Here is a 24,251-nt window from a genome sequence, read left to right on the forward strand (position 1 = left end):
CCACATCTATGCGCCCTGGGCGGACGCAGTCCGCCCCTACAACACACCAATTATTCCGCTGATTCCAACAACTTCACCGGCGCTTCCAGGTACCCTTTGAGCGTATCAAGAAACGCTGCGGCATCGGCGCCGTCGAGCACGCGGTGATCGGCGGAGAGTGTCAGGCGCAGTCGCGGCACGACCTGGATTGAGCCGAACTCATCGGCGACGACATCTTCAGTCACCGCCCCTACTGCCAAGGCTGCCGCCTGGGGTGCGGTGATGATGGCGGTGAAGGAGTCCACTCCGAGCATTCCCATATTGGATACGGTAAAGGTCCCCTCGCTCAGATCCTCCTGGGTGACCTTGCCGTCCTTGGCCTTGCGCGCCAACTCGCGCGCCTTTTCACCGATCCGGCGCAGAGAAAGCCCGGCACAGTCGCGAATGACCGGGCTGTAAAGCCCCTTGTCGACGGCTACCGCCAGCGCCAGATTGATCTTGTCGAGCGTTTTTACGCCTTCGTCCTGCCAGCGCGCATTGACTTCGGGATGCGCGCTCAAGGCGCGCACGGCGGCGGCCAGGATAAAGTCGTTGACGGAAAGTTCGAGTTGGCGATGAAAACGCATGACATCCGACATGTCCACGACCGCTGTCACATAAAAATGCGGAGTACTGGTCCAACTTTCCGTCATTTTGCGCGCGATGGTCTTGCGCAGACTCGGCGATTTTTTTGCGGCGCTACGCTCGCCCCCTGTACGGGGCTCTTTACGCTTCTCATGGTGGGCGGTATCTTGCGAAGACTTGCGGCCGCTCAGATATTCTTCGACGTCGGCACGCACGATGCGTCCTCCGGGACCGCTACCGCGCACCCGACGCAGCTCGACATCTTTAGATTCAGCCAATCTTCGTGCTTCCGCGGAAACCCGGGCGACCTCCCAGACACGCTTGCTCAGATCGGCTTTTTCTTTTTCCGGCTCTTTTGTCCTCTTGGGCTTTTCCGCCGCCTCTTCTTTCTCTTCTTTCTCTTCTTTCTCTTCTTTCTCTTCGCCCTTTTCGTCCTTTTCGTCCTTTTCGTCCTTTTCGTCCTTTTCGTCCTTTTCGTCCTTTTCGTCCTTTTCGTCCTTTTCGTCCTTTTCGTCCCCTTTGTCCTCTTTGTCCTCTTTGTCCTCTTTGTCCTCTTTGTCCTCTTTGTCCTCTTTGTCCTCGGCGGCCTCTTCGTCCTCTGTGTCCTGCAATTTTTCCGGCTCGGCTTCTTTTTCTGCGGCCTCGGCGGATTCACCACCTTCGCTCTCAAACTCCGCCAGCACGGTTCCTACGGCGACCGTCTCGCCTTCCTTGACCTTGATGGCGCTCACCACGCCTTCGTCAAAGGCTTCCATCTCCATGGCGGCCTTATCCGTTTCAACCTCGGCGATGATGTCGCCTTTCTTGACCTTTTGCCCCTCTTTGATTTTCCACTCCAGAACCGTCCCTTCCTCCATGGTGTCACTGAGTTTGGGCATCTTTATTTCCTGGGACATAAAATCCTCCTGAAAATGATCAGTACTTCATCACCTCGTGAACACGGGTCATGACACGTCGAACATCAGGGATGGCCGCCTGCTCCAAGGCCTTGTTGTAGGGCATGGGCACATCGGCCGAACCCACGCGCAACACCGGCGCGGCCAAAGCATCAAAGGCATGCTCCATGATGATGGCGGCGATTTCTCCACCCCACCCGCCGGTGAGCCAGCATTCCTCCACAGTGACGGCACGCCCGGTTTTGCGCACCGAATCGAGAATCGCCGGGACATCGAGAGGGTTGAGTCCGCGCAGATCAAGCACCTCCGCCTCAATACCTTCTTCCGCCAATTTCTCTGCCGCATCAAGGCAGACATAGACCATCTTCGACAGACAGATGAGGGTCACATCCTTGCCCTCGCGTTTGACATCCGCCACGCCCAGAGGAAGGGTGTACTCCCCCTCGGGCACCTCGCCTTTGACGCCGTAAAGACCTTCATGTTCGACGAAAAATACCGGGTCATCGGAACGGATCGCCGATTTGAGCAGGCCCTTGGCGTCGGCCGGCACCGAGGGCACCACCACGCGCAGACCCGGACAGTGCATGAGCATTGCCTCGATGGAATGGCTGTGCTGGGCGCCGAGTTGATTGCCGGCGCCGCCAGGAGAGCGGATGGTCAGGGGCACTTTGACATTGCCGCCGAACATGTAACGAATAACCGCTACGTTGTTCATGATCTGATCCAGGGCGACGATGCCGAAATTGACGGTCATCAGCTCAACGATGGGTCGCAGACCGACCATGGCCGCGCCACACCCCATGCCGGTAAAACCGGCTTCGGAAATGGGGGTGTCGATAACCCGTTTATCGCCGAACTTGGCAAGCAATCCTTTGGTTACCTTGAACGACCCTTCGTATTGAGCGACGTCTTCTCCCAGAATAAACACATTGGGATCACGTTCCAGCTCTTCCTTGAGGGCCTGATTGATGGCGTCACGACAGGTAATTGAAGGCATGGGTAACTCCATTGAGGAGAAGGGGGTTCTAAGGTTCAGGATTCCACATAAACGTCGGTCCAGAGTTCTTCGGGTCCGGGGTCAGGACTTTCCTCGGCGAAGCGGATGGCTTCTTCGATCGTCTTTTTTTCCTCGTCCTTGATTTTCTGCAAATCGTCTTCGCTCGCCTTGCCCTCGACCACCAGCCAGTGACCGAGATTGGGGATAGGATCGCGCTCCTGCCACAACTGCTTTTCCTGCTTACTGCGATAATTTCCGGGGTCGGAAATGGAATGACCGCGAAAACGGTAGGTCAATGCCTCGATATAGGTTGGCCCTTCGCCGGCCCGGGCTCTGCCCACCGCTTTGCGCACTTCTTCATAGACCTTAAGTACGTCCATGCCATCGACCTTGACTCCGGGCGTTTCGTAGGCGCAGCTTTTTTTGAAAAGTTCTTCCACGGCGCTGGCCCGCGCTACCGAGGTGCCGATGCCGTACATATTGTTTTCGCAAACAAAGACCACCGGCACCTGATAAAGAGCGGCCAGGTTCATGGCTTCATGAAAAACGCCCTGGTTGGTGGCCCCGTCGCCGAACAGGCAGACCACGACTTCGTTTTTTTCCTGGTACTGAATTGCATAGCCCATCCCCACCGCAAGCGGAATATGGCCGCCGACGATGCCATAACCACCCATGAAACGGACACTGGGATCAAACATATGCATGGACCCGCCCTTGCCACGGCTGACCCCCGTTTTCTTACCGAACAGTTCGGCCATGACCGGTCCGGGATCGGTCCCCTTGGCGAGAATAAGGCCGTGTTCACGATAGGCGGCGATCATGTAGTCGTCTTTGCGCATGGCATGAGCAACGCCCACCCCCACCGCTTCCTGGCCGCTATACAAATGCAGAAAACCGCCCATCTTGCCCTGGCTGTAAAGGGATGGACAGGATTCTTCGAATTCGCGGATGCGCACCATGTCGCGATACATGGCAAGCAGTTCCTGTGTCTGGAGTTGTGTCGCTTCCTTTTTGTCTTTCATGGTCACCCCTTTCCAAAACCCGCTGCCGGCGGACAAACTTTTTGATGGAGTTTGTCGCCCTTCAATGTTAGCAACTCCCTTGGGCTTGGCAACTGCCGGACGGATAAGTCAATTACTTTCTTGCCCTGGAGAAAGGGCACGATATCCTTTAAAAAATAAGAATAGCGAGATAGGAGGAAGGCATGGCCGATTTTGTTTCCTACACCCTCAGCGACGGCATCGCACGCGTGGCACTTGATTCCCCTGATGGCAAAGTCAACATTCTCAATGGCGATTTTCTCGTGCAACTTGGCGAGATCGCGCGGCAACTTGCCGCCGATACGAGGGTGCGTGCCGCTTTCGTGGTCAGTACGAAAAACGCCGGCTTCATCGCCGGCGCCGATATCCGCGAGATCGCCGCAGTGCAGGATGCCGCCGAGGGCGAGCGCCTGGCCCGCGAAGGACAGCAGATCTTCGAGAGCTGGGCGCGCTTACCCTTTCCCGTGGTGGCAGCCATCCACGGCCACTGCATGGGCGGCGGCACCGAGTTTGCCCTCGCCTGCCATTATCGTGTCGTTACCGAAAACAGTTCCATCGCCCTGCCGGAAATCAAACTCGGGCTGTTTCCCGGCTTCGGCGGCACCCAACGCCTGCCGCGCCTGATCTCCCTCGAAAAAACTCTGGACCTTATTCTCACCGGCCGCAACGTCTCGGGCATCGAAGCTCTGAACCTGGGATTGGCCGATGAATGCGCAGCCCCGCAAGATATTGAACAAGCCGCCGAGGATCTCGCGCGCCGCGCCGTTCGCGACCCGCGGGAGGTTCTGAAAAAACGCCGCCGCAAGACTGCCGGCCTGCGCATATGGCTGCTTGAAAAAAATCCCATCGGGCGCGCCGTACTTTTTTACCAGGCCAAGAAAAAGGTGCGTGTACGCAGCGGCGGCCATTATCCCGCGCCCTCAAAAGCCCTGGAGGTGATCCGAGAAGGTCTGCGTGACACCCTGGAGGCGGGATTGAAATTGGAAGCACGTGAACTTGGGCACATTCTGCTGACCCCCGCCTGCAAAAACCTTATCCATGTTTTTGAGCTCAATCAGCGCGCGAAAAAAGCGCCGGGGCTCGACACCGAGACCCTGGACGTCGCGAGGGCCGCTGTCATCGGCGGCGGAGTCATGGGTCGCGGCATCGCCGGGCTGCTCGCCGAGCGCGGCATTCCGGTCGTAATCCGCGATCTTCAGGAAGAGATTGTCCGTCAGGCCCTTGACGCAATCCGCACACGCTTCGAGCACCAGGCCGAGAAAAAGCATCAGCCCCCTGAGGTGGTTGCGGAAAAGATGGCGCGCATCTGGGGCACCACCCTTGCGGAAGATCTCGCGGGCACCGATCTGGTCATCGAGGCGGTGGTGGAAAAAATGACCGTCAAACAGGCAGTGTTGGAAGAAATCGAACCACTGTTGCCCGAAACGGCCCTTTTTGCCACCAACACTTCGGCCCTCTCGGTGAGTGAACTGCAAAAAAGCGCGCAGCGCCCGCAAAACCTCGGGGGTCTGCACTTTTTCAACCCCGCCGAAAAGATGCCCCTGGTCGAGGTCATCCGCGGCGAAGCCACCTCTGAGCAGGCCCTCGCGACCTTGTTTGCTACGGCACTCAAACTCGGCAAGACGCCCATCGTCGTCGCCGACCGTCCGGGATTCCTTGTCAACCGTCTGCTCATGGCTTTTCTTAACGAAGCCTGCCTCATTGTGGAGAACGGTGTGGACTGGCTCTCCCTGGACGTGCGGGCCACCAGCTTCGGCCTGCCCATGGGTCCGTTCCGCCTCATTGATGAAGTAGGGATCGACATCGGCGCCGAGGTCGGCACGACCCTGAGCCAAGCTTTTACCTATGTCGAAAAAAGTTCACTGCTGGAACGCGCCGCCGAACACAAGGACCTGGGACGCAAAAGCGGGCGGGGATTCTATCGCTACCAGAAGGGACAGGAAATCGGCCGCAACCAGGCCCTGGCCGATCACCTCGACCTGCGGATTGACGGACGCTCCGCCCGGCGTGCCGACCTGCGCCGCATGCTGCTGCTGATGGTCAATGAAGCCGGCCGCTGCCTGGAAGAAGGCGTGGTCGCGACTCCCGAGGACGTGGATACGGGCATGATCTTCGGCACCGGCTTTCCGCCGTTTCTGGGAGGGCTGTGTCGCTGGGCCGACAGCCAGGGGCTGCCGGCACTGGTTACAGAACTGGAAACCCTCGCCACCGAACACGGGGAGCGTTTCAGCCCAGCAGGTGGGCTGCTCGGGCGCGAAAGATTTTATGAAAAGAAATAAGAAGGGGACGGTCGCGCAAGCCGCCGTCCACCACTTAACATCTGTTCATTTTTCCTGCACACAGAGATTCTATAGCCTGGGGCCGCCTCATTCCCCCAAGCCCTCTTCAATCAGAGCTATCAGCCGCCCGAGATTATTCCCGTGCAACGGATGACAGGGCGCACCCAGAACGGTTCCCATTTCCGGCAGAAGATTATCCCTGCTGCGGGCGCCCGTGTCGAACAAAACCACGGCGGTTTGCCCGTGGCGCAGAGTTTTGGCTTCGGCCAGGATTTCACGCTTGAGATCGGCGCCGCGCACACGCGGAACATTGGCCTCGCCGTCGGACAGCACCACCAGCAGCGCCTGCAGGCCAGGATCACGGCGGCGTTCCTGGTCGATGAGACGGCGGGCGGCGAAAAGCCCAGCCGCCAGGGGGGTAGCACCACCGATGGCCAGCCGCCGCAGACGCGCACGGGCCAGTGCGCCGCTGCGGGTCGGTGCCAATTGCACCTGCGCACCCCTTTCCCTAAAAGTTACCAGGGCCACCCGATCACGGCTCAAGTAGGCGCGGCGCAGTAGGGCCAGCACCGCCCCTTTGGCCAGAGCGATGCGCGCGGTCGTACCCTCGCCCATAGAATCCGAGGCATCCACCAGAAACACCACCAGGGTTTCCTGACGCTGCCGCCGAATGGTGCGGTGCACATCCGCCGCGTGAATCTTAAGATTGCCGGCTCCGCGACTGGCCGCCGCGCGCAGGGTGCGCCCCAAGGCCAGTTCATGAGAACCGCCACGTTCAGCCGGAACAGTGCGCAGCACGCCGCCGCTGCGTCCACTGTTACCTAAGCGTCGGCCGGCCCCGCGCAGGCGCCGGCGCCGCTTGCCGATGGCACCTATTTCAGGGAGGGTCAGGCTTTGGGGTTCGATGATGCGTGCAGAACTTTTTTTTTAAGAAAGGTAAACAACTGGCTACCCGCAGCCGTGGCGCCGGGAATCTCCATGGAAGCGCCCCAATCGTCCGCCTCGTCAGTCTCATCTTCCGCAAAGGGTTCTGCCGCCGGGAGTTTTTCCCCGGCAAGAACTTGGTGCAGATGCTGACGGAAATCAGCCTGGTCGCCACTTGCCGAGGAGCCGAGGCGGTGCGGCAACACCAGCAGCGCCGCCTCGAAAATTTCCGCATCGCAGACCCGTTCGCGCTCGAGTAACGCGGCCAACGCACGCGCCGCGCGCGCGATGGCCAGATCGCTGCGATGGCCTTGGGCGCCGACAGCCAGGCTGATCTGCACGGCGCGATCGATGGCCGCATCGGTCAGAACGACGGCATTGAGATTGGCGCGTGCCTGCACCACCTGGCGGCGCAGCATATCCTCCTGTGCAGCCCAGGTTTCAGCAAAAGCGACGGGATTTTCTTCAAACGCCATCCGTCGACGCACCACTTCGCGGCGCTGGGTGGCCTCCTCGATGCCGCGGACCCATACGCACAGGCCGAAACGATCGAGAAACTGGGGGCGCAACTCGCCCTCTTCGGGATTCATGGTGCCCACCAGCAGAAAGCGCGCCGGATGGCTGACGCTGATCCCTTCGCGCTCAACGCGATTTACGCCCGTGGCCGCTGCATCGAGCAGCAGATCGACCAGATGATCAGGCAGCAGATTGACTTCATCCACATAGAGAATGCCGCGATTGGCCGCCGCCAGCAGGCCGGGTTCGAAATGTCGCCGGCCGCTGGCGAGGGTTTTTTCCAGATGCAAAGTGCCCACCACCCGATCTTCGGTGGCGGCCAAGGGCAAGTCCACCAAAGGCATTGGGCGCTTGGTGATCTCCAGTGCTTCGCCGGCACGCAAACGCGCCGCGCATTCATCGTGCATGGCCTCAGCGGGTGCGGGCGGACAATGAAAAGGACAGTCGGCCACCGCCTCGATTTCGGGCAGCAGTGCGGCCAGGGCACGCACCGCCGTGGACTTGCCGGTGCCCTTGTGCCCCTGGATCAACACCCCGCCGATAGACGGGTCAACGGCATTGAGCAGCAAGGCGGTGCGCAGGTCTTCCTGGCCAAGCAGGGCGGAGAATGGATATGTGGCTGCGTCCTTCATCAAAAAATCCAAGAAAAAGAGAAATCCCTATATTCCTTGTAACCATTCTGCGGCAACCTCCGACAGTACCGCAGGGTGCGGCGGTTGAGTGCTGCGGCAAATGTTTGAGCCGCAGGTGAGTTTTTGCCGCACGCGATGCCGCCGTACCNGGCGGTTGAGTGCTGCGGCAAATGTTTGAGCCGCAGGTGAGTTTTTGCCGCACGCGATGCCGCCGTACCCTGCGGTGCATGCTGAACAGTTACGAATTCCTTAAGGATAAGACCTGTACCGATCACAAGCAACCGGCTCTCTCACCGCCTGCTCACCGCCAGGGTCAGCGCCAACCCGACAAACACGGCACCCGCCACCCGATTGAGGGCACGCTGAACGTTTGCCGAACGATTGAGCCAGGCGCCAAGCGTTCCGGCGAGCAGGGCGACGCTGCCGAAGACCAGGATAGTTGCGACGATAAACAACGCGCCGAGCAATAGGATCTGCACGGATACCGGCCCACGGTCCGGATCGGCGAATTGCGGCAGAAACGCCAGGAAAAAGATCGACACTTTGGGATTGGTGATGTTCATGAGGATGCCGCGCCGATAGAGCTTGAAACGGTTCAGGGCTCCGCCGGTCTCCATCGAGACCGGCGCGGCGGCACGAAAGGCCTGCCAGGCGAGATAGAGCAGATAAGCCGCGCCCACCAGTTTGAGCGCGGTGAAGGCGGTTGCGGAAACCTGGAAAATCACCGCCACGCCCATGGCCACCGCCAGGGTATGCACCACCAGGCCGGTGCACAAGCCCAGGGTCACGGAAAATCCCGCACCCTTTCCGTGCAGCGCCGATTGGGTCAGGACAAAGATATTGTCCGGCCCCGGCGCCAGGCCGAGGAGGATTGATGCGGCGAAAAAGGCCGACAGGAGTTCGACAGGAATCACGGGAAATCCTTTCTTGCGTCCGGCAGAAATCCGCGAGGATGAAACCTGGAAAGGCTTAGCCCAAGATACTTATTTCTCCCATCCATCACAAGCGGCTTGTTCACTGTTCGAAACGAGTGATTTGACATTGGGCGTTTATCCGCTACGTTTGGCAATGATCGCCAATCCGCTTTGCCCTGTTCTGTCTGGACAACGTTTCCTTGCCGAAGGAGAAGTCCCATGATCCCCAAGATCTTTCTCTGCGTACTGATTGCCACAGTTTTTGCCGGCCCCGCCTTCGGCGAATCCCAGGTCAAACCCGCTCCCAACGGCATCACCGTGCCGGACGGCTATCAGGATTGGCGCCTGATCAGCTCTTCCTATCGTGAGGACAACAAGACTCTGCGCGTCATCCTCGGCAACGATAAAGCGATTGAAGCGGCTCTCGCCGGTCAGACCAACCCCTGGCCCGACGGAGCCATTATCGGCAAGCTCGTGTGGAAGGAAGACCGCCACCCGCAATGGCCATCGGCGATCATTCCCGGCGAACTCTCGCACATCGAATTCATGATCAAGGATCAGGAGAAATACGCCGACACTGTCAACTGGGGCTTCGCCCGCTGGGTCGGCATGGAGTTGACGCCTTACGGCGAGAGCGCTGACTTCGCCAAAGAATGCGTCAATTGTCACATCCCCGTGAAAGACAAGGATTACGTCTTCAGCAAAATCTCGCCGCTCCCCCGCTAACCTGAGCAAGGCCTGCCCCATGAGACATGAAAAAACAACTTTTCGTAACGACGACGGCGACGAACTGGCGGCCATCCTTAACCTGCCCGAGGACGAGAAACCCCTTGCCTATGCCATTTTCGCCCACTGCTTCACCTGCACCAAGAACAGCCTGGCCGCCGCCAACATCGCCCGCGCCTTGAGCCGGCAACGCATTGCGGTGCTGCGTTTCGACTTCACCGGGCTGGGTGAAAGTAAAGGCGAGTTCGCCGCCACCACGTTTACCCACAACGTCAAAGATCTTCTTGCCGCCGCTCGCTTTCTGGAAGAAAAACACCAATCCCCGGAAATCCTGCTGGGTCATTCCCTCGGCGGCACGGCGGCACTTCAGGCCGCCGCCGACATCCCCTCGGCCAAAGCGGTCGTCACCATCGCCGCGCCCTTTCATCCGCGTCATGCCCTGAGGCTTTTCGGCAGCGCCCGCGCGGACATCGAAAAACACGGAGAAGCGCAGGTCGAGCTTGGCGAACGCTCCTTCACCATCCGCAAGGAATTCCTTGAGGACGCCGAATCTCAGGACCTGCGCGAGAATATGGCGCGGATCAAGGCGGCCCTGCTGGTCATGCATTCGCCCCGCGACACCATCGTCGCCATCGACAACGCGCGCGACATCTACCAGGCGGCGCGCCACCCCAAAAGTTTCATCTCCCTTGATCCTGCCGACCACCTGCTGACGCGCAAGGAAGATGCCCGTTATGCCGCCGACATGATCGCGACCTGGGCCAGACGCTATCTGGACGTCAAGGAGCAACCCGAAGACCGGCCCGAGATGATCGACAACCGTGTCACGGCGCGCACCGGCACAGAAGGCTACCGCACGGAAATATTCGCCGGCGGGTATTCTCTGATTGCCGACGAACCCGAAAATTACGGCGGCGAAGGTCTGGGCCCTTCGCCTTACGACCTTTTGCAGGCATCCCTGGGGGCGTGCACCACCATGACCCTGCAAATGTACGCGCGACGCAAACAATGGCCACTGCAATCCGCGGTGGTTCGCCTGCGTCACGAAAAAATCCACGCGAAAGATTGTGAAGACTGCGAAGAAAAGAACGGCAAGATCGACCGCTTTGAGCGCGAGGTGGAACTCGAGGGCGACCTTTCCACGGAACAGCGCCGGCGCCTCCTCGAAATTGCCGAGCGCTGCCCGGTGCACAAAACCCTTCACGGTGAAGTGGAGGTTAGGACGCGGTTGCGGGAGGAGTGAGTGCCGGCAACCATCGTCTTCCCCCGTGGGTTGCTCCACTGCATGCCATCAGACCCCTGTGGCCCGCTTCAGGGCTGTGCTTTTCATGAATCACACCTTCCAGGGGCGATGGGTTAACAAGGGCCCGATCCTTCCCCCAGGGCCTAAAGTTCGCTTTTTGCATCCCCCCTGAAATATGGTAAATTTTATAAGTTTTTTGACGTTTCGCGCGAATACTCGCTCTTCTGGGAGGGATGAAATGAAACTACTTCGAATTCTATTTCTGCTGCCGGCGGCATTGCTGCTCATGGGGATGGGCGATTTGGGCGGCGCGCCGCAGGGCGCAGTTCCTGAGACCGGGGAGGATATCCGCGCGGTGATCGTTGATCGCCAGGGCGTGAGAACCGAGGTGGACCGTTTTTCCATGGGGGGCAAAACTTATTTGGAGGGTGCTCGGGGAAGCGGTCGGATGATGGTCGAATTCCACAAACTCGCCGGCATCGAATTCAAAGAAGGTCTGGGCGACGAGGTACCGGTTATTCTCAACCTGCGCACTGGGGAGAAACAGGAACTGCTCGTAAACAAGAGAGCCGCCTTTTACGGCACCACTGATTTCGGCACCTTTATGATCCGCGCCCGAGACGTGCGGCACATCGCCTTTCCCTGAGTGCGCCAAAAGGGAACATGAAATGGGGAAGGATTTGTTTTTCCATCCTTCCAACCAATTAGTTGCAAAACATCAACTCCCGCGCGTAAAACCGCACCGCCGCTTCCATCGCCTACGCGTTGTTCCAGCGCCGGTCGGGGCAACAGGGGTTCCATAAATTCCTAGACCGCTGATTTTGCGCACTCCGGCAGGGATTTGATTCGGCACCTTCCGGCTTTTTCCGGTGGTGAGAACCTTATGGACAGCATTTGGCACGACCTCGAAGAAATCCAGACCCTGAGCCGCATCTTTCTGGCGGTTTTTGTTCTCATCGGCCTCTTCCCTTTTTTCAAAAAAAGCTTGGGACGATTTTTCGACGACCTCAACTCTTTGCGCCGATTTCGCACACCGATTATCGCACCGGTGGCCACAGAACCGGACGCGGCCGCCAAGGATCCGTCACGCCTGAACGATATGGAGCACCTCGTTTTCACCCACCTAGCGCAGACCGGCGCCAAGGGTGAGTCGCTACCGGCCATGGCGCAATCCCTTCACATGGAAAGCCGTCTGATCGCGCAGACCCTGAAGTCCCTCAACCAAAAAGGCCTGGTGGCCATCGCCCCGGGGTTTGGCATTATTAAACGATTGACTCTCAGCAAGAAGGGACGAGCCCTTGCCCTGGAGAAGGGCGTTGTCCCAAGGTTGTCTTAATTGCGGCAGAATTTTGCCCATGAAATCCAACTCAGGAGGGAAACATGCCCGAAAATTCACTTCACCGCTGTCTGCAGGACCACTTCGGCTTTGCTGAGTTTCGGCCGGGCCAGCAGGCGGTCATCGACTGCCTGCTGGCCGGGCGTTCGGCCCTGGCGATCTTTCCCACCGGGGGTGGCAAGAGCCTCTGCTATCAACTTCCCGCCCTGCTCCTCGATGGGCTGACCCTGGTCATCTCACCGCTCATCGCCCTGATGAAAGACCAGGTCGATGCGCTGCGCGAACGCGGCATTGCGGCCGCGCGCCTCGATTCAAGCATCGGCCCCGGCGAGGCGCAAATCATCTACGGCCAACTGGCCGAGGGCAGCCTCAGATTGCTCTATATCGCCCCCGAACGCCTCGCCAACGAACGCTTCTTGAACCGCTTGCAGGGACGCCCCATCGCCCTGCTGGCCATCGACGAGGCTCACTGCATCTCCGAATGGGGGCACAATTTTCGCCCCGAATACCTGAAGATCGCGCGCCTCGCCCAAAAACTCAAAGTCGGCCGGGTTCTGGCCCTGACCGCCACCGCCACCCCAGAGGTCGGCACCGATGTGCGGCGGGCCTTCCAAATCGGGGCCCGCGACGAGATCCGCACCAGCTTCCATCGCCCCAACCTGCAGCTCAACGTCACGTCCTGCCCCGCCCCGCAACGCCGCCAACTGCTGCTGCAACGACTGCGCGAACGGCCCCAGGGGCCGACTATCGTTTATGTGACCCTGCAGAAGACCGCTGAAAACATCGCCGCCTTTCTCGCCGCCGAGGGCGTTGCCGCCCAGGCTTATCATGCAGGGATGAAAACCGAGGAACGTACCGCCGTGCAGGACGCCTTCATGAAGGGCGATCTGCCACCATCGCCTTCGGCATGGGCATCGACAAGGCCGACATCCGCGCCATCTATCACTACAATCTGCCCAAAACCCTGGAAAACTACATGCAGGAGATCGGCCGTGCCGGCCGCGACGGGCAGGATGCCTATTGCGAAATCCTGGCCTGCGCCGATGACCTGACGGTGCTGGCTAACTTCAGTTACGGCGATACACCGGTTCCCGAGGCTCTTGCGGAGTTGGTGGAGTACCTGCTCGGAGAGGGGGAAAGCTTCGCTGTATCCCATTATGAACTCTCCACCCGCTTCGACATCCGCCCACTGGTGGTGGCCACGGTCTTCACCTATCTGGAACTGCGCGGCATTCTTCACGCCACGGGCCCCTTTTACGACAGCTTCAAGGTCAAGCTCAACCGTCCCCTGGAGGCGATCTGCGCTGGGTTCGATGCGCAGCGCGCCGCTTTTCTGCAAGAGCTCTTCGCTACCGCCAAACCGGGTCGCGTCTGGTTGCAGCTCACTCCCGAGGAGAGCGCTGCGACCCTGAACGAAACCCGTGGGCGCATTACCGCCGCCATCGGGTATCTGGAAGAAAGGGGAGATTTGAGAGTGCAGGCCAGCGGCCTGCGCCACGGTTATCGAAGCCAGGAACCGGTTGCCGATACCCGCAAGCTCATTGAAGACCTACAGAAAACCTTCGCCGAGCGCGAGGCTCGCGACATTGCGCGACTGCGCAAAGTGCAGGCCTATGCCCAAGAAGAGACCTGCCTGACCGGTCATTTGCTCGACTATTTCGGCGAAAAGGAACTTTCAGCCTGCGGCGATTGTAGCAGCTGTCGGCAAGGCATGGGGCAGCGCCTGTCCCGTAGCGCGCCCCTTGATCCCAGTGCCGCCCAGGCCGAGATCGTCGCCCGGGCCAGGGAGGAAAACCAGCCTGCACTCCGCCATCCGCGGCAACTGGCGCGCTTTCTCTGCGGCATCACCAGCCCTGCAGCCAGTCGCGCCCGACTGAGTCGTCATCGCGATTTCGGTGCGCTGGGGGAGTTGCCGTTTCGGAAGGTGCTGGCAATGGTTGAATAAATTCCCCGCACCACAACCGTTGCGCAAAACCAGAATCAAACACCGCTTTCGGCGAGTCCATCAGGCCGCGGGTCGTGGTGGTTAAGTGCCGCTGTGAATGCCTTAGCCGCAGGAAGATTTCTTCCCACAACAGCTTGAGCCTGACTGGACACTGAACAGGTCGTCCACACAGGCATCCTGTGCCTGCTTGATTTCGTTGACGGCAGCGGCAAATTGCCCGGCGGCCAACCCCTTGCCGCAGGTCGGACAGGTGGAGTAATCCTTTTCAAACCAACTCAAGGGCTGATAGATCGTTTCTTTGCAGTAAGGGCAATCCAGGGCGATCTTTGATTCTTTCAGCACGGGTACGGCTCTTTCTTAATCGCAAGGGCTGGGTTAGAAACCAAAACGCAGGCCCAGCAGGAGGTTGTGGGAACGATATTCCGCCTCGAGATGCCCGAAGTCGGGATCCGCGGTGGCAAAATAACGGTATTGGAGATCCAGATTGACTTGGGGACTCAATTCGATCGCGCCGCCGACTGCCAACTGATAGGCAAACACGTTGTCGTCTTTCTTGCCGTTAATGCCAAAGGCGTTGAGATCGGCTTCGACGTTGGCGATGCCGATGCCGCCACCAATGAAAGGGGTGAAACCCGTGCCCAAGGGAAAGTCCTTGAACAGGTTGCCCATCAGAGACACAGCGGTAACATCTCCGCCCTGCGGGATCGTGACGGCGCCTATACGCACACGATCGATATCATTGACACGGTAGCCTAGCTCGATCTCGCCACGAACATCGCCGGCAAAACGTCCGCCGAAGGCTCCAAGAAATGCATAGCCGTTATCCAACTTCATCTGTCCGCGGTTCGTGCCATCAAAAAGATCGGCATCGCGCAGATTGACAAAGCCGAAATTCGCCGAGAAATACGGGTCGGCCATGGCGGGTGCGGCTAAGAACACGGCAAAAAACACCAGGACAACTGCTTTTCTCATCATGTGATTTCTCCTCAATGAAAGCCCAGAGCCATCCCCGGCGAATACCGGGGAGATGGTTTCAACGCGAATATTTTACCTGTTTTTTTTGTTCCGTGAACCCTCGCGCAAGAGAATTTCTCACACGCTCTTCCCAGCGGAGGGTCATTCTTTGCCTGCATCCTCTCCGGGAACAAGGGCAAAGATCAATCCCACAAGCAATCCCAACAAGGCCCCTGACCAGGGACCGGCGAGGGGACCTCAGGTTCCCCCAACGCATTGGCCAAGATAACCCACGGCAGCACCGATACCGGCGCTGACGCCACAGACAATAAACATTTTTTTGATTCTTTTCACCGAAGCCTCTTGGCAATGGTTTCGGCCAGCACCGCATAACCTTGGGCGTTGGGATGAATGCCATCGCTTTGCAATTCGTTGCGCCTTAAAACATCCGGGAGCGCATGCTTGTCGATAGGCACGCCCATATCCCAGGAAATCCGCTCATAGAGTGGAATGGATTGGAGGATCAGGCTGGGCTGAGGAACACCGATTAACAGAACCTGGGCGCCGGCTTCGCGCGACAATTCGACCATAGCGCGAATGTTGGCTTCGATGTTCTGGGCGCTCAGTCTCTGAATGACATCATTGCCGCCATGACAGATGATCACCAGGTCGGGCTGCGCCTCAGCTAAAATGCCGGGAAGTCGCGCGACTCCCTCTTCCGAGAGTTCCCCCTTGACTCCGGCATTGATGACTTGATAGCCGGTGAGACGCGCGAGAATCTCCGGATAGGCTTCGCCTTCCTCGGCACCGGTGCCGAAGGTAATGCTGTCACCAAAGGCGAGAATCACGGCGTCTTCGGGCAAAGGGTTGAGGCGCGGGGTGCGATCGCAGGCGACCAGCACACTGAGAAACAAGGTCAAATAGAACAGAGCAATAATCTTTTTCATCAGCGGGCCCTTCAAGGGGAATTGTAAATGCTGCACAAGGGTAAGCTCAACGTGACAAATGGTCAAGCTTCGCATTGAATTTGGACCCCTCAAAACATAGAGAAACCCAAAAAGGGAAAAACCGGCGAGTCACCGGTTTTTCCCTTTGGGTATGCCTATATGCCCTTCTATGACGACCTAACTCACAACCATAGACTCAACCAATGTAGAGGTTATGGTTGCGAGCACGGTTGGCAAGAATCGTCGGATCGATCACCTCACCACAGGAGCAGCATTTCCACGCCTCGAAGGCGCGAACAAAATCATAGAATTTCTCTGCATACATTCTTCCTTTGCATTTGGGACATTTCATGGAACCTTCCCCCTTTCAGAGAATGAATGGAACACACTGGTTCATGCCTACGTCAGTCCTTTATTCATTAGGCATGCCAGAGTGGGGAGAAGGAAATTTTTTTTACAGATCATCTTTGTCAACTTTTGTTTTTCCATCGCGAAATCCGCCTGTTACATCCTCAGAAAAATAACCACGCCAGTCTGCAATTCGCTTGGGGCCAATGCCGGGGACTCGTATCAGGGCTTCGTAATCACCGAAACCGCCATTCATTTGACGATCCTCTTCGATGCGTGTCGCCAATCGGGGACCAATGCCGGGCAGGGCTTGCCAATCCGCCTGACTCATGCGTTCAGGATGCAAGGGGATGCCCAGCGCCATGCGTTTGGAAGCTGGCATCCAAGCCAAAGAAATATCCAACAAATTTGACTTGTTACAGAACAGGTCGAGACGCTGTCCAGACTCGGGAGAAGCTCCTGAGGGCCAGTCATGCGGAAAATCTCTGACACAATCCAAATTCGTCAACGAGATGACGCTCTTCAGGATTTGAGCGTCAGAAAATTGATAGATGCCGGGGCGTTCCACGCCCAGACCCAACTCTATAAGGATTTCATCGGGTTGGAAAACAGGGACGGCCGGCAGCCTTTCGCGGGGAAAGACCTGCCGGCCGACAGTGAGGATGAGCAGAAGAAACACCAGAAAGATCAGGGAAACAAGCCCCAGGGATTGATTCACCCCACCCTGTCCTCATCTTTGATCAGTTTGTAAAGAAGCGCATCGACCAGAGCCTGGTAGGAAGCATCGATGATGTTGTCACTGACTCCAACCGTGCCCCAGCGGCTGGTTTTGTCTCCTGATTCGATCAGTACGCGGGTTATCGACGCGGTACCCTTGCCCGCCGGCAATACCCGCACCTTGTAATCGAATAAGCGTACCTCGCGCAACTGCGGATAAAAACTCTCAAGGGCTTTTCGCAAGGCATGATCAAGGGCGTTGACCGGTCCGTTGCCTTCGGCAGCGGTGTGCTCGATGCGTCCGCCGACCTTGACTTGGACCGTGGCCTCGGACAGCGGCTTTTCCTGTTCATGGCGCTTGCTGTCGATTACGCGAAAGCCGATGACCGAAAAGTAGTGCCGCAAGGTTCCCAAGGCGCGGCGCATGAGAAGTTCAAAAGAAGCCTCGGCTCCTTCGAACTGAAAACCCTGGTTTTCCAAGTCCTTGATGTTTTCAAGAATTTCCTGGGTTAATGGATCCTTGCTGTCGAGGTTGAGATTGAACTGCTCGGCCTTGGCCAGAATGTTGGAACGCCCGGAGAGATCGGACACCAGCACCCGCGTCACATTGCCTACCAACTCGGGACGGATGTGTTCATAGGTTTCGGCGTGCCGCTGAATTGCCGAGACATGCACCCCGCCCTTATGGGCAAAGGCCGAATTGCCGACATAAGCTTGGTGTTTGTTGGGGATGAGGTTGGCCAGTTCGTAGATGGTCCGCGAGACGATGCGTAGCGTTTTGAGCTGCGCGTCGGTGATGCAATCATGGCCGAGTTTGAGCTTGAGAGCCGGAATAATGGAGCAGAGATTGGCATTGCCGCAGCGTTCGCCGAACCCGTTGATCGTGCCCTGGACATGCACGGCGCCGCAGGCTACGGCCATGAGACTGTTGGCGACCGCGCACTCACTATCGTTATGGGCGTGCATGCCCAGAGGCGTGCTTACCGTGGCGCGCACTTTCTCCATGATCGCGGGAATTTCATGGGGCAAGGTACCGCCATTGGTGTCACACAGAACGATACAGTCGATGCCGGCTGCCTCGGCCGCTTTCAAGGTCTGCAGGGCGTATTCAGGATTGGCCTTGTACCCGTCGAAGAAATGCTCGGCATCATAAATCACCTCGCCCACATTAGCTTTGAGATAAGCGAGCGAATCGTTGATCAACTCAAGATTTTCTTCCAGGGAAATACGCAAAGCCTCGCGTACATGAAAATCCCAGGTTTTTCCGAAGATGGTCACGGTGTCGGGGGCGGCCTGGATCAGGGTTCGTATATTGTTGTCCTTGTCCGGCGTTGTCTTGGCGCGGCGGGTCGAACCAAAGGCCGCGACCTTGGCCTGCTTCAGGCGCGTCTTTTTAATTTCTTTGAAGAAACTAATGTCCTTGGGATTGGAGCCGGGCCAGCCGCCCTCGATGTAGTGAATTCCGAGGTCGTCGAGTTTCTCGGCGATACGAATTTTGTCAGCGACAAGAAAGGACACATCCTCGGCCTGAGTGCCGTCGCGCAAGGTGGTATCGTAGAGTTGGATCAGACTCATGCCAGCATCCCCTTCACGGGCAAGGACGCAGAATTCTGCGTCCTTGCTGTTTCCGTCTATGATACGGGCAGCCCGAAGGGGCCGCGCCTATTCGGCTGTAACGTCTTTTTTTGCCAGGCCAAACGCCTCGTGCAGAACACGCACGGCGAGTTCGCAGTATTTAAGATCAATCACGCAAGAGATCTTGATTTCACTGGTGGAAATCATATGAATATTGATCCCCTCCTGCGACAGGGTCTGAAACATCTTGCTCGCCACACCGGAGTGTGAGCGCATGCCGACGCCGACGATGGAGACCTTGGCGATATTTTCATCGCTCTGCACGCCGCCTGCCCCGACATCCTTGGCGGTTTCCTCGAGAATCTTGAGGGCCTTCTTGTAGTCGCTCTTGGGCACGGTGAAGGTCAGATCGGTGAATCCTTCGTGGGAAACGTTCTGAATGATCATATCCACGGCGATGTTGGCGTGAGACAGAGGTGAAAAGATCTGCGAGGCGATGCCCGGCTTGTCGGCCACGCGCAGCACCGAAATCTTGGCTTCGTCTTTGTTGTAGGTAATTCCCGAAACGAGAACCGCTTCCATATCGGCATCCTCCTTCATAACCAGGGTTCCTGGATTATCGTTGAAACTCGACCGGACGTGAACTACAACCCCATACTTTTTGGCAAACTCCACCGAGCGGATTTGCAGCACCTTGGAACCCAGGGAGGCCATTTCCAGCATTTCGTCGTAGGAGACTTTCTCCATCTTGGAGGCCTCGGGCACGATACGTGGGTCGGTCGTATAGATGCCGTCGACATCCGTAAAAATTTCGCATACATCAGCTTTGAGCCCAGCCGCCACGGCAACCGCGGAGGTATCTGATCCTCCTCGCCCGAAGGTGGTGATATTGCCTTCGCGGTCGATGCCCTGAAAGCCGGCAACGACAATGATGGTGCCGTTTTTGAGGTCTTCACGAACCTTCTTGTCGTCGATCTTTTCGATGCGCGCCTTGGAGAATGCGCTGTCGGAAAGGATCGGAATCTGAAACCCGCAGTAACTCTTGGCCTTGTAGCCCATGGACTGCAGACACATAGCCAGCAAGGAAATAGTTACCTGCTCACCCGTCGACACCAGCACATCATATTCGCGCTCGCTGGGGAACTCGCACATTTCGTTGGCCAGCGCCACCAACTTGTTGGTTTCGCCGGCCATGGCCGAAACCACGACGATGACATCGTTGCCTTCGTCATAGGTGCGTGCCACACGTCGTGCGACATTGCGAATCCGTTCGATGGTGCCGACCGAAGTCCCTCCGTACTTCTGTACCACCAGGGCCATAGCTGTCTTCTCCTCCGTTGTTGAAAACGGGGCGGATGCCCCGAGATGCCTGTCATCGGATCATCGATTGCGCTTGCGTCCGGCCTTGTGCACAGCCAGGCCGTGGACGTCTTCGGCTGCTTCCATGACCATTTCGGGCAGAGTGGGATGAGCGTGAATGATGCGCCCCAGCGTCGAGGCACTGAGCCCTGCCGCCATCGCCACGGCCGCTTCGGACACTAGCGACGAAGCCTCTTCCCCGACAAAAGAAGCTCCCAAAATACGGCCATCATCGGCAGCCGTCAGGATTTTCACCAGGCCCTGCGCCTCACCGTCACACAGAGCCTTGCTTGATGCCTGATAAGAGAAGCGGCCGATTTCGATATCGAGATCCTGCTCTCGCGCCGCCTCCTCGCTGAGGCCCACCTGGCCGATTTCAGGCAGAGTGAAGATGGCGCTGGGAACGACCCGATAATCGGCTTTTTCGTCGCCGCCCAGGGCATTGGCTACGGCGATGCCGGCCTGATAAGAAGCGACATGAGCCAACTGCATGATGTTGGTCACATCGCCGATGGCGAAGATTGTCGACTGGGAGGTTCGCATGCCCTCATCAACAAGGATTGCACCTTTATCGGTTTTGACACCGGCCTCCTCGAGGCCGAGCCCGTCCGTGTTGGGCACCCGCCCTACGGCGACCAGCACCTTCTCGACGGTCGCCTCATCCTTGCCGGAGAGCTGAACCCGCACCTGACCTTCGCCGACCTCGAGAGCCTCGACTGCGGTGTCGGTATGCACGGTGATACCGGCACTTTTAAAGGCCTTTTCAACTTCCTTCACGGCCTGGCGGTCAGTGCCGCCGAGCAATCGCGGGAGTTGCTCGACCACCGTGACCTGGGTACCGAAGGCTGCAAAAATACTTGCAAATTCGCAGCCGATATACCCGCCGCCGATGATCAAAAGGCTCTTGGGAAGCTCCTTAATAGCAAGGATTTCGCGACTGGTCAAAACATTTTTCCCGTCTACGGGAAAGGCTTTGGGACGGAGCGCACGGCTGCCGGTGGCGAGAATAATATTTTTAGCACGCAGCCGCGCGGTGACTTCAGGGCGACGGATACGCAAGCGCCCCGGCTCCTCCAGAGCCGCCTGCCCACGGTAGAGCTCAACCCCTTGTGCCTTGAGCAGTTGCTCGACGCCGCCGACGAGCTTTTTCACTACGGCATCTTTGCGCGCCGCGGCACGCGCGAAATCAAAACGTGGCTCCTCAATTTCAATGCCGTGCTCCTCCGCGCGACGCAGGCGTTGCAACAAAAGAGCTGTACTGTAGAGTGCCTTGGTCGGGATACACCCGTGATTAAGACAAGTCCCGCCGACGCGTTCGGCTTCGATGAGACATACGCAGGCGCCCTGCTGGGCGGCGCGGATAGCCGCGACGTACCCCCCGGGACCGCCTCCGACTACAGCGATATCGTATTCGGTCATGATGTTTCCTCCCCGGCCCAGCGGGCCAACAGATGCTCAATCAGGAGGGTTTCCCCCACACCTCCGGGGCGCAGTTCGATACTGCGGGTGGTTTCGTCGATAACCGCCAGACGCAATTCAAGCCCCACCCCGACTTCCTCCCCGAAACGATCAGCCCATTCGACCACGGTCACGCCTTCTCCTTCCACATAGGCTGAAAAGTCCAGATCTTCAAGTTGCTCGGGACCGCTGAGCCGATAAAGGTCAAAGTGGTAAAGCGGCAGCCGGCCCCGATACTGATTCATCAGAGTATAACTTGGGCTGGTCACCGGCTCATCCGTCGGCACCTCAAGCCCTTGGGCCAGACCCTGGGTCAGGCAGGTCTTGCCCGCGCCGAGTTCGCCGGACAACAAGATGAGCAGCGGCGCGCCTACCAGCGACCCGAGCAGACGGCCGAACTGCTGTGTTTCCTGCGGCGAAGCCGTGGTTATTTTGTGACAGGATGAAGCGCTCATCTGCCCATGGCGCGGATAATGTCGAGGCGCGCAACCACCCCAACGACCTTGTCTTGCTCCAGAACGGGAATCAGATGCGCCTTGTTTTCCGTCATGAGCTGGGCGATTTGCGGCACCGTCGTTTCGGGATCGCAGGTGACGACATCCGTGGCGCAGATCTGGCCGACTTGCTGCGCGGTGATTTTCTCAACCTCCTCGGCGAAATCCTTCTGGCTTTGCAGATAAATCACCCAGTCGAAGATGTTGATAACCGTTGGAATATGCAGCGGACGATCCTGCGCGACCAGATCGGTTTCGGTGACGATGCCGAACAGCTTGTTGTCTTCAGTCACCACCGGCATGGCGTTGACGCCCTTTTCCATGAACAGACGCGCCAATTCCTCGATTTGTGTCTCCGGCGAGACGGATATGACCTCGCGGGTCATGATATCTTTAGCTTTGAGCATGAATGGCTCCTTCAATGAGTTCGTGACGAGTTGCGGGAATTTCCAGCAGCAGATCGGTTGCCGCCAAACCCGCGGTGCCCATTTTCCGGGCCAAGCGATCCGCCGCCCGAGCGTGAAGATAGACCCCAAGGGCAGCAGCGACGCCTGGTTCCATGTTCTGAGCAAGAAAACCACCGATCAGCCCCGTCAGCACATCGCCCATGCCGCCGGATGCCATGCCGGGATTGCCTCCGGAATTGATGAAGACACGTCCATCGGGGGCCGCGGTCAGGGTGCGGGCGCCCTTGAGCACCAGGACCACTTGGTATTTTCCGGCAAAGTCACGGGCAAAAGCCACGCGGTCTTTCTGCACATCGGCGATGCTAACGCCTGCCAGACGCGCCATTTCTCCCGGATGAGGGGTGAGGACGGTCGTAGCCGGCGGCCGCGCGGAGAGAACCTCAAGATGCCCGGCCAGGGCATTGAGACCATCGGCATCGATGACCTGCGGTAGCGCACACTCTCGCACCAGGCTTCGCACCAGGGTCTGTGTTTCCACGGCCTGGCCGAGGCCCGGACCCAAGGCCAGAGCCTGCCTGTCACGACAGAGCGCGACAATGCTTTCCAAGGCCCGCATGCTGAGCGACCCGCCGACATCCGGCAAGGATACGGTCATGGGTTCGGTCAATTTGATTTCAAAGATGTCATGAAGGCTTGCCGGGCAACCCAGGGTAACCAGCCCGGCGCCGGCACGCACCGCGCCCTCGGTGGTCATGGCCGCGGCGCCGGTTTTTCCCGCCGACCCACCAATGACCAGAAGATGGCCGAAGGTCCCCTTGTGTCCCTCGGCCGGGCGCGGCGGCAGCATGCGGCGCGCCTCATCCCCATCGACCCAGAAGTAGGCCGGTTGTGTATTTTCGATCAGAGCGGCCGGAATCCCAATCTCCACCACCTCCAAGGAGCCGACCAATCCGGCCCCGGGATACACCAGGTGACCGATCTTGGGCCGAGCGAAGGTCAGGGTGAGAGAGGCGTGCACCGCGCACCCGAGTATCCGGCCGCTGCTCGCGTCGATTCCCGACGGGATATCAACCGCGGCAACCGTGCAATCGCGCGCATTGAGCCACTCGATGGCAACGCCATAATGCCCGCGCACCCCGGAGGAAAGACCCGTGCCGAACAACGCATCCACGGCCAGCTGAAAGTCCCTTGAAGCGGCTAAAGCAGGCGCAAGCGTTGCTTCATCAGGAGCAAAAACAACCTCTTCCGTCAAGCGCAGCAACACGTCGAGATTGATCCGGGCATCACCGCTGAAAGCGGCGCGCTCGGCCAGGGCCAGGGTACGCACCTTCCAACCCCGCTCCAAGAGACAACGGGCGATGACAAAGCCATCGCCGCCATTGTTACCCTTGCCCGCCAACACCAGCACCGGCCCGGGGAAAAGTCTGGAGCAGCGCTCGGCAATGCACGCGGCAGCCCCGCGGCCGGCGTTCTCCATCAACACCGCGCCTGGAATGCCGATTTCTTCAATTGTCCGGCGGTCAACCTCGCGCATCTGCTGCGTACTGAGAATTCTCATGACGCCTCCAATATCACCACGGCCTGGGCGTAGTCACCGTCGTGGCTATAGGACAGATGAACACCTCGTACGTCGCGCTCACGGCACAACTCGGCGGCCCGACCCGACAAACACAGCGAGGGCTTGCCGAGATCATCGCGCACCACCTCTATATCCTGCCAGGTCATGCCCCTTCGCAGCCCCAGGCCCAAGGCCTTGAGAAATGCCTCCTTGGCGGCGAAGCGCGCCGCAAGATGCGGCGCCGGGTCTTTTTTAGCAAGTGCGTATTCCCGTTCGCCGGCAGTGAAGATTCTGGCGATAACCGCTACTTTCTCCTGCTCCAGCAAGCCGCGAAAGCGACCGATCTGCGCCAGGTCGGTTCCGACTCCGATGATTGGCACCCT

The 24,251-nt window shown here is 58.5% G+C and carries 26 protein-coding genes and 1 pseudogene; 8 read left to right on the forward strand and 19 right to left on the reverse strand.

Translation table 11 applies throughout. The features are described from left to right. Positions 1–50 precede the first annotated feature (50 nt). From GFER_RS17660 to pdhA, 3 genes are read right to left on the reverse strand one after another with little or no spacing between them, the layout of a single operon-like run. A complete protein-coding gene (locus GFER_RS17660) occupies positions 51–1,499 on the reverse strand; it encodes a dihydrolipoamide acetyltransferase family protein (protein ID WP_052446220.1) in 1,449 nt (482 codons plus the stop codon). A 19-nt stretch (positions 1,500–1,518) separates the two neighbouring features. Next, the gene (locus GFER_RS08600; protein ID WP_040098369.1) at positions 1,519–2,496 is read right to left on the reverse strand and encodes an alpha-ketoacid dehydrogenase subunit beta; all 978 of its coding nucleotides are present in this window, start codon (positions 2,494–2,496) and stop codon (positions 1,519–1,521) included. A 35-nt stretch (positions 2,497–2,531) separates the two neighbouring features. After that, positions 2,532–3,518: a pyruvate dehydrogenase (acetyl-transferring) E1 component subunit alpha gene (pdhA, locus tag GFER_RS08605; RefSeq protein WP_040098371.1), complete on the reverse strand. Its 987-nt coding sequence runs from the start codon at positions 3,516–3,518 to the stop codon at positions 2,532–2,534. 182 nt (positions 3,519–3,700) lie between these two features. Between pdhA and GFER_RS08610 the strand changes: the two genes are divergently transcribed. Further along, entirely contained in the window at positions 3,701–5,815 is a 2,115-nt protein-coding gene (locus GFER_RS08610; protein WP_040098373.1) for a 3-hydroxyacyl-CoA dehydrogenase NAD-binding domain-containing protein, read from the forward strand. 87 nt (positions 5,816–5,902) lie between these two features. Here GFER_RS08610 and GFER_RS08615 read toward each other — a convergent pair whose 3' ends face one another. From GFER_RS08615 to GFER_RS08625, 4 genes and pseudogenes are all read right to left on the reverse strand, one after another. Beyond that, complete coding sequence (locus GFER_RS08615) at positions 5,903–6,613, reverse strand: VWA domain-containing protein (protein ID WP_040098375.1); 711 nt, start codon at positions 6,611–6,613, stop codon at positions 5,903–5,905. Positions 6,614–6,702: 89 nt separating this feature from the next. Next, the gene (locus tag GFER_RS19755; RefSeq protein ID WP_459542344.1) at positions 6,703–7,215 is read right to left on the reverse strand and encodes a hypothetical protein; all 513 of its coding nucleotides are present in this window, start codon (positions 7,213–7,215) and stop codon (positions 6,703–6,705) included. Positions 7,216–7,263: 48 nt separating this feature from the next. After that, positions 7,264–7,887 (reverse strand): annotated as a pseudogene (locus GFER_RS19760) (ATP-binding protein); the annotation flags it as partial. 290 nt (positions 7,888–8,177) lie between these two features. Next, positions 8,178–8,801 (reverse strand): LysE family translocator, encoded by a 624-nt coding sequence (locus GFER_RS08625; protein WP_040098379.1) that lies wholly within the window; start codon positions 8,799–8,801, stop codon positions 8,178–8,180. A gap of 13 nt (positions 8,802–8,814) precedes the next feature. On the opposite strand from GFER_RS08625, the gene GFER_RS18655 reads away from it, so the two are divergent. The 7 genes from GFER_RS18655 to GFER_RS19195 all read left to right on the forward strand — a co-directional run bounded on the left by GFER_RS18655 (position 8,815) and on the right by GFER_RS19195 (position 14,051). Further along, entirely contained in the window at positions 8,815–9,024 is a 210-nt protein-coding gene (locus GFER_RS18655; RefSeq protein ID WP_139171946.1) for a hypothetical protein, read from the forward strand. Further along, complete coding sequence (locus GFER_RS08630) at positions 9,021–9,527, forward strand: cytochrome P460 family protein (RefSeq protein WP_139171944.1); 507 nt, start codon at positions 9,021–9,023, stop codon at positions 9,525–9,527. Before GFER_RS18655 ends, GFER_RS08630 begins: the two co-directional genes overlap by 4 nt. A gap of 19 nt (positions 9,528–9,546) precedes the next feature. Next, on the forward strand, positions 9,547–10,770 hold the full coding sequence (locus GFER_RS08635; protein ID WP_040098381.1) for a bifunctional alpha/beta hydrolase/OsmC family protein: 1,224 nt from the start codon (positions 9,547–9,549) through the stop codon (positions 10,768–10,770). A gap of 238 nt (positions 10,771–11,008) precedes the next feature. Then, positions 11,009–11,416: a hypothetical protein gene (locus GFER_RS08640; RefSeq protein ID WP_040098382.1), complete on the forward strand. Its 408-nt coding sequence runs from the start codon at positions 11,009–11,011 to the stop codon at positions 11,414–11,416. A 237-nt stretch (positions 11,417–11,653) separates the two neighbouring features. Further along, the gene (locus GFER_RS08645) at positions 11,654–12,106 is read left to right on the forward strand and encodes a hypothetical protein (protein ID WP_040098384.1); all 453 of its coding nucleotides are present in this window, start codon (positions 11,654–11,656) and stop codon (positions 12,104–12,106) included. A 44-nt stretch (positions 12,107–12,150) separates the two neighbouring features. Further along, the gene (locus GFER_RS19340) at positions 12,151–13,158 is read left to right on the forward strand and encodes a RecQ family ATP-dependent DNA helicase (protein WP_235264036.1); all 1,008 of its coding nucleotides are present in this window, start codon (positions 12,151–12,153) and stop codon (positions 13,156–13,158) included. After that, the gene (locus tag GFER_RS19195) at positions 13,044–14,051 is read left to right on the forward strand and encodes a RecQ family zinc-binding domain-containing protein (protein ID WP_235264042.1); all 1,008 of its coding nucleotides are present in this window, start codon (positions 13,044–13,046) and stop codon (positions 14,049–14,051) included. Before GFER_RS19340 ends, GFER_RS19195 begins: the two co-directional genes overlap by 115 nt. A 102-nt stretch (positions 14,052–14,153) precedes the next feature. Here GFER_RS19195 and GFER_RS08655 read toward each other — a convergent pair whose 3' ends face one another. From GFER_RS08655 to GFER_RS08705, 12 genes are all read right to left on the reverse strand, one after another. Then, positions 14,154–14,393 carry a hypothetical protein gene (locus GFER_RS08655; RefSeq protein WP_040098386.1) on the reverse strand — a complete coding sequence of 80 codons (240 nt, stop codon included), beginning with the start codon at positions 14,391–14,393 and terminating at the stop codon, positions 14,154–14,156. 33 nt (positions 14,394–14,426) lie between these two features. Next, positions 14,427–15,026, reverse strand: a complete 600-nt coding sequence (locus tag GFER_RS17665) for an outer membrane protein (RefSeq protein ID WP_052446221.1) — start codon at positions 15,024–15,026, stop codon at positions 14,427–14,429. Between the two features lie 329 nt (positions 15,027–15,355). Beyond that, complete coding sequence (locus tag GFER_RS08665; protein WP_074669455.1) at positions 15,356–15,952, reverse strand: arylesterase; 597 nt, start codon at positions 15,950–15,952, stop codon at positions 15,356–15,358. Positions 15,953–16,148: 196 nt separating this feature from the next. Continuing rightward, positions 16,149–16,277 (reverse strand): hypothetical protein, encoded by a 129-nt coding sequence (locus GFER_RS19515; protein ID WP_268746201.1) that lies wholly within the window; start codon positions 16,275–16,277, stop codon positions 16,149–16,151. Between the two features lie 129 nt (positions 16,278–16,406). Next, a complete protein-coding gene (locus tag GFER_RS19200; RefSeq protein ID WP_052446222.1) occupies positions 16,407–17,018 on the reverse strand; it encodes a ComEA family DNA-binding protein in 612 nt (203 codons plus the stop codon). Continuing rightward, positions 17,015–18,592 carry a citramalate synthase gene (gene cimA / locus GFER_RS08675; protein ID WP_040098389.1) on the reverse strand — a complete coding sequence of 526 codons (1,578 nt, stop codon included), beginning with the start codon at positions 18,590–18,592 and terminating at the stop codon, positions 17,015–17,017. Before cimA ends, GFER_RS19200 begins: the two co-directional genes overlap by 4 nt. Positions 18,593–18,679: 87 nt before the next feature. Next, the gene (locus tag GFER_RS08680; protein ID WP_040098391.1) at positions 18,680–19,912 is read right to left on the reverse strand and encodes an aspartate kinase; all 1,233 of its coding nucleotides are present in this window, start codon (positions 19,910–19,912) and stop codon (positions 18,680–18,682) included. A 60-nt stretch (positions 19,913–19,972) separates the two neighbouring features. Further along, positions 19,973–21,370: a dihydrolipoyl dehydrogenase gene (gene lpdA, locus GFER_RS08685; RefSeq protein ID WP_040098394.1), complete on the reverse strand. Its 1,398-nt coding sequence runs from the start codon at positions 21,368–21,370 to the stop codon at positions 19,973–19,975. After that, on the reverse strand, positions 21,367–21,864 hold the full coding sequence (gene tsaE, locus GFER_RS08690) for a tRNA (adenosine(37)-N6)-threonylcarbamoyltransferase complex ATPase subunit type 1 TsaE (RefSeq protein ID WP_040098397.1): 498 nt from the start codon (positions 21,862–21,864) through the stop codon (positions 21,367–21,369). Before tsaE ends, lpdA begins: the two co-directional genes overlap by 4 nt. Next, positions 21,861–22,310: a CBS domain-containing protein gene (locus GFER_RS08695; RefSeq protein ID WP_040098399.1), complete on the reverse strand. Its 450-nt coding sequence runs from the start codon at positions 22,308–22,310 to the stop codon at positions 21,861–21,863. The genes tsaE and GFER_RS08695 overlap by 4 nt, the downstream gene beginning before the upstream one ends. Then, positions 22,297–23,868: a bifunctional ADP-dependent NAD(P)H-hydrate dehydratase/NAD(P)H-hydrate epimerase gene (locus tag GFER_RS08700; protein ID WP_040098402.1), complete on the reverse strand. Its 1,572-nt coding sequence runs from the start codon at positions 23,866–23,868 to the stop codon at positions 22,297–22,299. Before GFER_RS08700 ends, GFER_RS08695 begins: the two co-directional genes overlap by 14 nt. After that, positions 23,865–24,248 carry a holo-ACP synthase gene (locus tag GFER_RS08705; RefSeq protein ID WP_040098404.1) on the reverse strand — a complete coding sequence of 128 codons (384 nt, stop codon included), beginning with the start codon at positions 24,246–24,248 and terminating at the stop codon, positions 23,865–23,867. Before GFER_RS08705 ends, GFER_RS08700 begins: the two co-directional genes overlap by 4 nt. Between the last annotated feature and the right edge of the window lie 3 nt (positions 24,249–24,251).

Origin of the sequence: Geoalkalibacter ferrihydriticus DSM 17813 (assembly GCF_000820505.1) — a bacterium.
In the GTDB taxonomy this organism is placed as follows: Bacteria; Desulfobacterota; Desulfuromonadia; order Desulfuromonadales; family Geoalkalibacteraceae; genus Geoalkalibacter; species Geoalkalibacter ferrihydriticus.